This is a genomic window from Microcoleus sp. F4-D5 (assembly GCF_036704885.1).
In the GTDB taxonomy this organism is placed as follows: domain Bacteria; phylum Cyanobacteriota; class Cyanobacteriia; order Cyanobacteriales; family Microcoleaceae; genus Microcoleus.
Genome location: NZ_JAUBSX010000144.1, coordinates 1 through 8,514, shown reverse-complemented (window position 1 = coordinate 8,514; position 8,514 = coordinate 1). Strand labels below are relative to the sequence as shown.

Below are 8,514 nucleotides of genomic sequence, written 5' to 3'. Positions count from 1 at the left end.
GTTCAGCCAAAAAGCATTGGGCTGACAAGTTTTCACAACTGATTAAAAAATTCGATCGAATATCTGCGGAATGTGGGTTATAATTGTTGGTGAACCCGCCCCTACGAGTTCGCAAATTGTACAATAACGAATCAACCAGACATAATATCACTTCTTCTTATTTCTTTCATCTTTCCGCAAATATTCCAGAATAGAACGACCTACATAATTGCTAAAAACCACCTCTCCAGCTTGATTGTAATGGCAGCAGCTATCTACATAAACAGCCTCTTTAGTCTTGTCAAAAACATTGACAGCATTCACTATATTGATATTATTTTTTTCCAAATTAGGAAACTTTTTGAAAAGAGCCGGATATCCAATTTGCACAGATTTAGCATAAGGAGTATCTTTGTTAAAAGCAATCTGCTTTTCAGCTTCACCAAACACCCTTTTCGTCTGATAATATTGATTGGGCTGAAGAACGTGAAAATAAGGCACATTACTAGCAGACAGCACTTTGTGCATAAAAATTGAACTTTTCGCCCAATTCAACGCCATTTCTTGAAAAGCTACTGAATCCTGTAAAACTGACTTATTAGTATTGATATAAATAACGCTGCCACTGTCATCCTTTTTTTGTTTAGTCCGTTCTTTCTCAAACTTAATGACATCGGTTTTATAGTTATTAACTAGATTTTGAACGTAAACAGAAGTCAAAGCATCGCACGCAGCTAAAGAGCAGTGTTGCAAACGTTCCAAACCCTGATTAATCCTAGCTTTATTTTCTTGGATTCTGATAGTTGCTTTCATCGCTTTTGTAGAAAGGCTATTATTCGCCAAGCTAGTCAGCGGCAAAATATGCTGAATGCTTGGCATCGCCAAATCAATTTGATTTTTATTGTTTAAGTTAGAAAGTGCTACTTCATTAAAACCATCTATATTGACGACCAGATCCAGTTCTTGCCCTAAAGCCAAAAAATAGTTTAAAATTAATAACTGCTGAGGCTGTTTGTAGCCTCCGGTAGCAAAAGACAAAATTACAAATTCTTTATCTTTCAAACCCGGAAGCTGCTTGAGGTATTGAGGTAAAATTTTGTTTTGAACTTCAAATACTCCATAATTAGAAGCCACAGAACCCCCAAAAACTCCGATAAAAAATTGATTTTTCTTGGTTTTTTTCAAAGGGTAATCGTAAGGAGAGATAAATCCGTAGTTGTTAACCTTAAAACCAGGGCGAAAATCGGGGCCAGGTTGTTGGATAAATCCCAAAAAAGGATGAAACCTTTCAACAATAGACTGATTCAGCCGCACTCCTTCTAAATTAATTCCTAAAGCCGACTTATCTTGCGTCTTTTCTCTAGTATAGAAAAATTGCTTGTGCTTGACAAAATACCATCCCAAGGAACCGAGTTCCAGGAAAACCAGTAAAATCACTAAATTAATCAAAGCAATCTTGAGAAATTCTTGTCCTTTTTTGAGTGATTTTAAATCTTTCATAAACCTCTATTTCGACTCTCTTACTACTTTAATAATTGAACTAGAAACATAGTTTGCCAATACTTCGTCTCCGACTGAATTATAGTGGCAGCAGGCATCTTTGTAAACTGTCTCTTTTGTATTGTCTAAAATATTCACTGCGTTAAAAACATTAACCCCAGCTTTTTGCAAATCATCGACTTTGGACAACAATACCGGATAACCTTTTTTCACTCCTTCAATGTAAGGACTCTTGTTGTCGATCGCGATTTCGTTTTCCTTGGCGGTAAACGCTCGCTTAGTGGGATAATACTGGTTGGGCTGGATAAAGTGAAAATACTTAATCTTTCTACTTGATAAAATTTGATTCATCCCGATCGAGGATCGGTACCACATCGATGCCATTTTGTCAAAAGCAGCGGCATCCGGCAAAACAGAGTCAGCTTTGGGAATGTATACTATACCGCTATTTGCCGTGTCTGAGTTCGATTGTTTGACTTGTCGGTCGTACTTGACAACTGCTTGCTGGTAATTGTTGACTAATTGTTTCACCTGCAGCGAGGTAACAGCGTGACACAAAGCAATTTGACAAGTTTGCAATTTGTCAATACCTGCTTTCAACTGTTTTTTGGTTTCGTTAATTTGTACGATCGAACTCATGGCTTCCGGCGACAAGTTGTTGTTAGCTAAGCCCGTCAGAGGCTGTATGTGTTGAACGCTGGGCATTCCTATTTCTACTTGGCCTTTGTTGTTTAGATTTGACAGTGCTACTTCGTTAAAACCGTCAATATTGATGACTAAATCTAACTCTTGACCCAAAGCCAGAAAGTAATTTAAAACTAATAATTGTTGAGGCTGTTTGTAGCCGCCGTTGCCAAAATTTAAAACAATGATTTCCTTGTTTGCAAATTCTGGATAAGTCTTCAATTTGTTAGACAATCTTCGAGTTACGTATTCATCTACTGCAAAGTTATTCGCAACTGAACCGCCAAAAACTCCGATAATAATTTGATTTTTATTTGTTTTAAGAAACGGATAATCGTAGAGGGAAAAAAAGCCGTGTTTGTTGACTTTTAACTTTAATTTTTCATTGGTAAAAGCACCTTGTTTGAGTACGTATCCAAAAAACGGGTGCAGTCTTTCTACGATTGATTCATCTAGCCTAATTCCGATCCTTTCAATATCTTCTACTACTTTTTCTTTGGTTTTAGTTCTGGTATAAAAAAACTGCTTTTGGTTGATCAAATAAAAAGCTAGCGACAAAGCTTCCAGACAAATAAAGGCGATCGCCAAATTAACCGCGATTATACTTAATATATTTTTGCTTTTTTGTAGCGCAGTTGAATCTTTCATGAAATTTGACTGATTACGGTTGTTTTTTGGGGACTTGAGACTGCTTCAAATTTTCGCACAAATTTCTGTTGATCAGAATACTGCCAAGCCTGTGTCCGAGTTCATTCCAGTGACCCCGACAGGGTACAGAATTCTCAAAACCGTGGGCGCAGACTTGATATTTTTCAGTATAACCTTGAAACTGTTCGGCTAAATTCAGTACCCGAAAACCCTCGCGCGCGCCCAATTTTTCCAGCCGCCTATCGGGATAAAACAAATCTTGAATCTTGTTATTTTTCGTAAAATCTTCTCGCATCTTGGCATCGCGTTCGACTTGCATCGGATCGCCGATCGTCACAACCAAGAAATCAGCATTTTTCTGTACGACTTCATTCCGCAGAGTCACAATCAAACCCTCTGTCACCCTCCAAGCCTCTTCCCAATCTGCATTCTGAGGTTCCTTGAGGTTTAGGGTACTTAAAGCAGTAAAATCCTCAGATAACTGCCGCTTTTTGGTATCTAGGTCTACCTTTTTAATGACCTGCAAAATGCGCGAATTATTGACGATAAAAGTGGGCAGCCTGTCTACAAATGAAACTGCTTTGTCGTTGCGGTCGATCGGCGCTAGATTGCGAAAAGACATATCTGGTACTAACTTCCCGCTAGCATCGTACACAAAAAATGGTCGGTAGCGATCGTATTCTAGTTTTGGGGAATTGTTAATTATATCATTGCCAATAAAAAATGCAAGAACTACAATATCAGGATTGTAGTCCCACACTTTTTTTCGCAGCATTATCAATGCTTGAGCAGTACCGTAACCCTGCACGCCAAAATTAATTACTTCAACATTTTTGCGTCCCTTAACGGCTTCGCAATTTCCTAATTTTCGTTCTAATTTTGACCAGAAAGTTTGTTCGACAGGTACATGAATTGCTTCGGTGAAAGAATCTCCCAAAACTGCCACCCGCAAAGTATTGGGAGGTTTGGCTTTTGTGTGTTCGCGATCGCGCAAACCCTCACTATTCACCTGCACAAAACTCGCACCTTCCCCCTTCCACTCCCCCGACGCACCGGGTTTCAGCTTCCAACCCAAATTCGGATCGGAAGTGTGGAAACGAGTTGGTGCCGAGTCTACAAAATCTCCTATTTTTGGATAGCCTTCAATCTTGGTTGCCCGCAATCCAATTTCACCAATTACCACCCCCATAAATAAACCGCCGAGTGTCAAACCTAAATTGACACCCAAAATTTTCCACTTGCTCATTCTTTCAAAACAGGGTGTAAATAAACGGAGCAATCACAGAACCCTGACTCAATACAATCAAAGCTCCCAAAAAGACTAAAGTCACAATTAACGGCAGCAGCCAATACTTTTGGCGTTCTCTCATAAACGCCCACAAATCTTTGAGAAAGTCTAATGTTGATTCAAACACTTAAAAAGGACGCTCCATACTAACTTTTGTTCTTGCTTTACTTGGGATGCGGTAAGTATCCATTTTCGGGTTGAGTTTGCGCCGCATTGCATCTTCGCCGAAAATGTTTTTGAGCACTCCCATCGGCCAAACTATCAGGTAAAAAACTATCCCTAGGACGATCGGCGTTTGGATTTTGTGGAGTATGTTTCCAAAGCGCATCCACCCGTGATAAACGGGATTCAGCGATTTCGGCGCAACCAATGCTAGGAACACTAGCACTCCGCAGATTGCCCAAGGCCACCAAGGTAGAGAATGCCGCCGCAGTAAAGGTACTGCTAAACCGAACAGCACTGCAATCAAGCCGCCAATTAGCAGCCCAAAATCGCGCAAGCCTTTTTTGTCGAGTTTTTTAATTTCGTCGCTCATTAGAAATGGGAATTGGGAATGGAGAATGGGGAATTAGTTATTAGCTATTCGTACCAACTAATAACTCATAACTAATAACTAATGACTCATGACTAATCTAGTTCAAATTCATTTTTCCAAGCATCATCTTGTTTCCAAGGAATTTGTTCTGACTTGGGAAGCAAGTAATTTTCCAAAACCAGATAGTCCATTTCGGTTCGCATGAAACAGCGGTAAGCATCCTCGGGAGTGCAAACAATGGGTTCGCCTCGGACGTTGAAAGAAGTATTTACCAGAACCGAACAGCCCGATCGCTTTTCAAAATGGCTGATTAAGTCATAGTAGCGAGGATTGGTTTCTTTGTGAACAGTTTGGATGCGAGCCGAGTAATCGACGTGGGTGACAGCCGGAATTTCCGATCGCGGTATGTTGAGCTTTTCAATGCCAAACAACTGCTCTTGTTCGGGAGTCATCGGAATGCGGAGACTGGACTTGACAGGTGCTACCAATAGCATATAAGGGCTGGAATGGTCAATCTCGAAATAATCCGCAACTCGTTCGGCTAAGATTGACGGCGCAAAAGGTCGAAATGATTCCCGATATTTAATTTTCAGGTTCATCACGGACTGCATTTTAGCATTGCGGGGATCGCCCACGATCGATCGACCGCCCAGAGCCCGCGGCCCAAATTCCATCCGCCCCTGGAACCATCCCACCACATTTCCCTGTTCCAAAATCTCAGCCAACTGCGGCATTAATTCGGCATCGTCCAATCGGTGATAGCTAGCTTTGATTGAATCCAAATATTCGAGAATTTCTGCGTCGGTAAACCTCGGCCCCAAATAAGAGCCCCTCATTCGATCGTGACAAGTTAAATGAGCAACAGACTTCGCCACAGTTGCCACCGCTGGGTTTGCAGTGAGAACTTCAGTCTTCTCCTCAACCGCTGCGTTTGTAGTGACAAGTTCAGTTTTGAGGGATTCTCTACTATTTGCTGTCGAGTTCGCGATCGCAGTGCGAGTTTGTTCGCAATACTGGTACCAAATCGCCAAAGCCGCGCCCAAAGCACCGCCAGCATCTCCCGCTGCAGGCTGAATCCAAATATCTTTGAAAATACCTTCCCGCAAGAGTCTGCCGTTAGCAACGCAGTTGAGAGCAACGCCGCCGGCCAGACAAAGATAATCGACATCCAATTCTTTTCTAACTGTCCTGCAAAGTCGCAAAACAACTTCTTCGGTAACAACTTGAATGGAAGCGGCAATGTCCATTTCTCGCTGAGTCAATTTTCCTTCAGCTTGACGCGGCGGCCCTTCAAACAGCTCGTCAAACTTCTTGTTTGTCATGGTTAAGCCAACAGTATAGTTGAAATAATCCATGTTCAAACGGAAAGTTCCGTCATCTTTGAGGTCGATTAAATAGTTGAGAATCTTGTCTACATACTTGGGTTCGCCGTAAGGTGCTAAACCCATGAGTTTGTATTCGCCAGAGTTGACTTTGAAGCCTGTGTAATAGGTGAAAGCTGAATAAAGCAAACCCAAGGAGTGGGGAAAATCGATTTCCCACTGAGGTGTAAGTTGGTTCCCCTCTCCCAACCAAACCGAGGTTGTTGCCCACTCGCCCACGCCGTCCAGGCACAAAACGGCTGCTTTTTGAAACGGGCTGGGGAAAAATGCCGATGCTGCGTGGGATTGGTGGTGTTCGGTAAATAGCAGAGATGGCAGTTTATTCGTTTTGCAGTTTGCTATTGCTGCCAGATCTCTTTTGAGCATGGTTTTGAGGTAAAGCTTTTCTTTGAGCCATATCGGCATGGCGGCTAGGAAAGAGCGAAAACCTTGGGGTGCGTAGGCTAAATAGGTTTCGAGAAGGCGCTCGAATTTGACTAAAGGTTTGTCGTAAAAGACTATGTGATCGACTTCCCGCAAATCTATGTTCGCTTCTTTCAAGCAATAAGCGATCGCATTCTTGGGAAATCTGGCGTCGTGCTTTTTGCGGGAAAATCTTTCTTCCTGCGCTGCTGCTATAATTTCTCCGTCGCGAATTAAGGCTGCGGCGCTGTCGTGATAGTACGCCGAGATTCCAAGTATATTCATCGCTCTCCTCACAAATCGCAATGCGTTTGCTTTTGACTATTTAGAATAGCTAACGATTATAGCTGCATAAGTGCTGATTGGGAATTGAATTTTGCGATCGCCTCTAATTTTACCTGGATGGATGTCGGTGCGCTGTCCTGGGGCGATCGGCTTTTTTGAGAGCATTTAAGCTAGCGCCGGCTAATCCTGCGCCCCCAAGCTCTGAAGTAAGTTAGCAGCGGGAATTGATAAAATTCACCCATCAACCACAGCACAATGCCTAAATGGGACAAAAAAGCTAAGCCTGTCCAAGCTGCGGGCAGCCACGACAACCGGCTGCCGGGAACCGGGGGAAAATAGTAAGCCGAAAGTCCCAGCAAGGTAGTGGGAAGGAAAATTAGACCTATCGCTGCTGCAAAGTAGGGCCATCCGAATTCTACGCCTTCGAGGTGCGCTCCTATCCACTGTTTGCCGTTCCAGTGCCAAGTTACGGGCGGTTGGCGATCGGCCATTTCGAGCGATTGTCTTTCAACGCTTGCGGTATAAATGTGCTGGCAGAAGTTGCAAGCTAGGGCGTCCATCATCGGCATGGTGGAAATCTGACCGGTGCGGCACACGGGACAGGGATATGTATCTTGAGGGTTGAAAGGTCGGGTTGATTGTTTGAAAATTTGCATTGATCGGGCTGTTTGTCAAGATATTGAGCGATCTTAACAGAGTACAGAAATTGTATGTTGGGTCTGGCAGGTTTTGCCTGTAAAATACCATCCTGTAGGGGCGGGTTTTACGAATAATATTTAATGACCGCAAACCATCTATATAAACCCGCCCCCACACAACTAATAACCTATCTCAACCTTGCTTTAGCTCGAAGCATAAAAATGTAAATTGCGATTTATCACCTTGTGGGGGCGGGTTTATGAGATTATTGATTTTAGGCAAATATTGTTGGTAAAACCGGCCCCTACAGATTAATGATTAATGGTGGATGATTCGGATTAATTGCGGTGATTGTTGCTGTACCGAATTCTGGCTCCTGCCCAGAGAAGTTTTTCCCTCAACGTGTTGTAATAAGAATAGTTTTCCCGCAAAATGATAAACTTGGCTTCGCAGTCTGCCCTCCGCACGTCTACGCGCTGTCCCGGCCAAATTGCAGTCCCTAAAACGCCGTCTGTCCAGAGTTTGGTACTGAGTTCGTAATCTGCTAAAGGCCAAATGCTGACGACTGAACCGGGCGGGAGTACGATCGCCCGACTGGATAAACTCAAAGGGCAAATCGGAGTAACTGCGATCGCCTCCATTCCCGAGTGCATAATCGGCCCGTTGGCAGATGCGGTGTAGCAAGTCGAACCAGTGGGAGTTGCCACAATTAAACCGTCGCCTTGATATTGATCGACTACTTCGCCGTCAACTTCCATTTCTAGAATACAGCTCGGCATTCGATCGGCTGAAGCAGGTTTGACACACATTTCATTGAGTGCCAAAAATCGATCGCTTTGGGGTTCGAGATTGCTTCTTTTTCCCTCAAAAACTGTTGCCTGCAACATCATCCGCGTCTGTACGGCATACCTGTCTTCCGAAAGTCTGTCCCAAATCTCCTCAGTCTTTTGGAAATCCTCAAAAGACTCGGTTAAAAAACCCAGATGTCCCCCCACATTCGCTGCCAAAATCGGGATGCCGTCAGCCGCCAAATTCCGCGCCGCAGCTAGGGCCGTACCGTCGCCGCCCAGCACCACCGCTAAATCAATGGGGCTGTTAACCCACATTCCGCACCCCCAACTGGCACATAGGCAGATGGAGGGGATAAAAGTGAATCATCCGAGATAATAAGT

9 protein-coding genes are annotated in these 8,514 nt (G+C 43.3%); all 9 read right to left on the bottom strand.

Annotated elements, in window-relative coordinates; genetic code table 11:
• Positions 1 to 147: 147 nt before the first annotated feature.
• A complete protein-coding gene (locus tag QUA80_RS32565) occupies positions 148 to 1,479 on the bottom strand; it encodes a hypothetical protein (RefSeq protein WP_333429049.1) in 1,332 nt (443 codons plus the stop codon).
• Positions 1,480 to 1,485: 6 nt separating this feature from the next.
• Positions 1,486 to 2,811, bottom strand: coding sequence for a hypothetical protein (locus QUA80_RS32560; protein ID WP_333429048.1), 1,326 nt, complete (start codon positions 2,809 to 2,811; stop codon positions 1,486 to 1,488).
• A 13-nt stretch (positions 2,812 to 2,824) separates the two neighbouring features.
• The gene (locus tag QUA80_RS32555; protein ID WP_333429047.1) at positions 2,825 to 4,057 is read right to left on the bottom strand and encodes an SGNH/GDSL hydrolase family protein; all 1,233 of its coding nucleotides are present in this window, start codon (positions 4,055 to 4,057) and stop codon (positions 2,825 to 2,827) included.
• A gap of 4 nt (positions 4,058 to 4,061) precedes the next feature.
• The gene (locus tag QUA80_RS32550; RefSeq protein WP_333234938.1) at positions 4,062 to 4,226 is read right to left on the bottom strand and encodes a DUF5989 family protein; all 165 of its coding nucleotides are present in this window, start codon (positions 4,224 to 4,226) and stop codon (positions 4,062 to 4,064) included.
• Positions 4,227 to 4,634, bottom strand: coding sequence for an SxtJ family membrane protein (locus QUA80_RS32545; protein WP_333429046.1), 408 nt, complete (start codon positions 4,632 to 4,634; stop codon positions 4,227 to 4,229).
• A 92-nt stretch (positions 4,635 to 4,726) separates the two neighbouring features.
• Positions 4,727 to 6,703, bottom strand: coding sequence for a carbamoyltransferase (locus QUA80_RS32540; protein ID WP_333429045.1), 1,977 nt, complete (start codon positions 6,701 to 6,703; stop codon positions 4,727 to 4,729).
• A gap of 36 nt (positions 6,704 to 6,739) precedes the next feature.
• Positions 6,740 to 6,868 (bottom strand): hypothetical protein, encoded by a 129-nt coding sequence (locus QUA80_RS32535; RefSeq protein ID WP_333429044.1) that lies wholly within the window; start codon positions 6,866 to 6,868, stop codon positions 6,740 to 6,742.
• 5 nt (positions 6,869 to 6,873) lie between these two features.
• On the bottom strand, positions 6,874 to 7,359 hold the full coding sequence (locus tag QUA80_RS32530) for a hypothetical protein (protein ID WP_333429043.1): 486 nt from the start codon (positions 7,357 to 7,359) through the stop codon (positions 6,874 to 6,876).
• Positions 7,360 to 7,680: 321 nt separating this feature from the next.
• Entirely contained in the window at positions 7,681 to 8,448 is a 768-nt protein-coding gene (locus QUA80_RS32525) for an NAD(+) kinase (protein WP_333429042.1), read from the bottom strand.
• Positions 8,449 to 8,514: the final 66 nt, after the last annotated feature.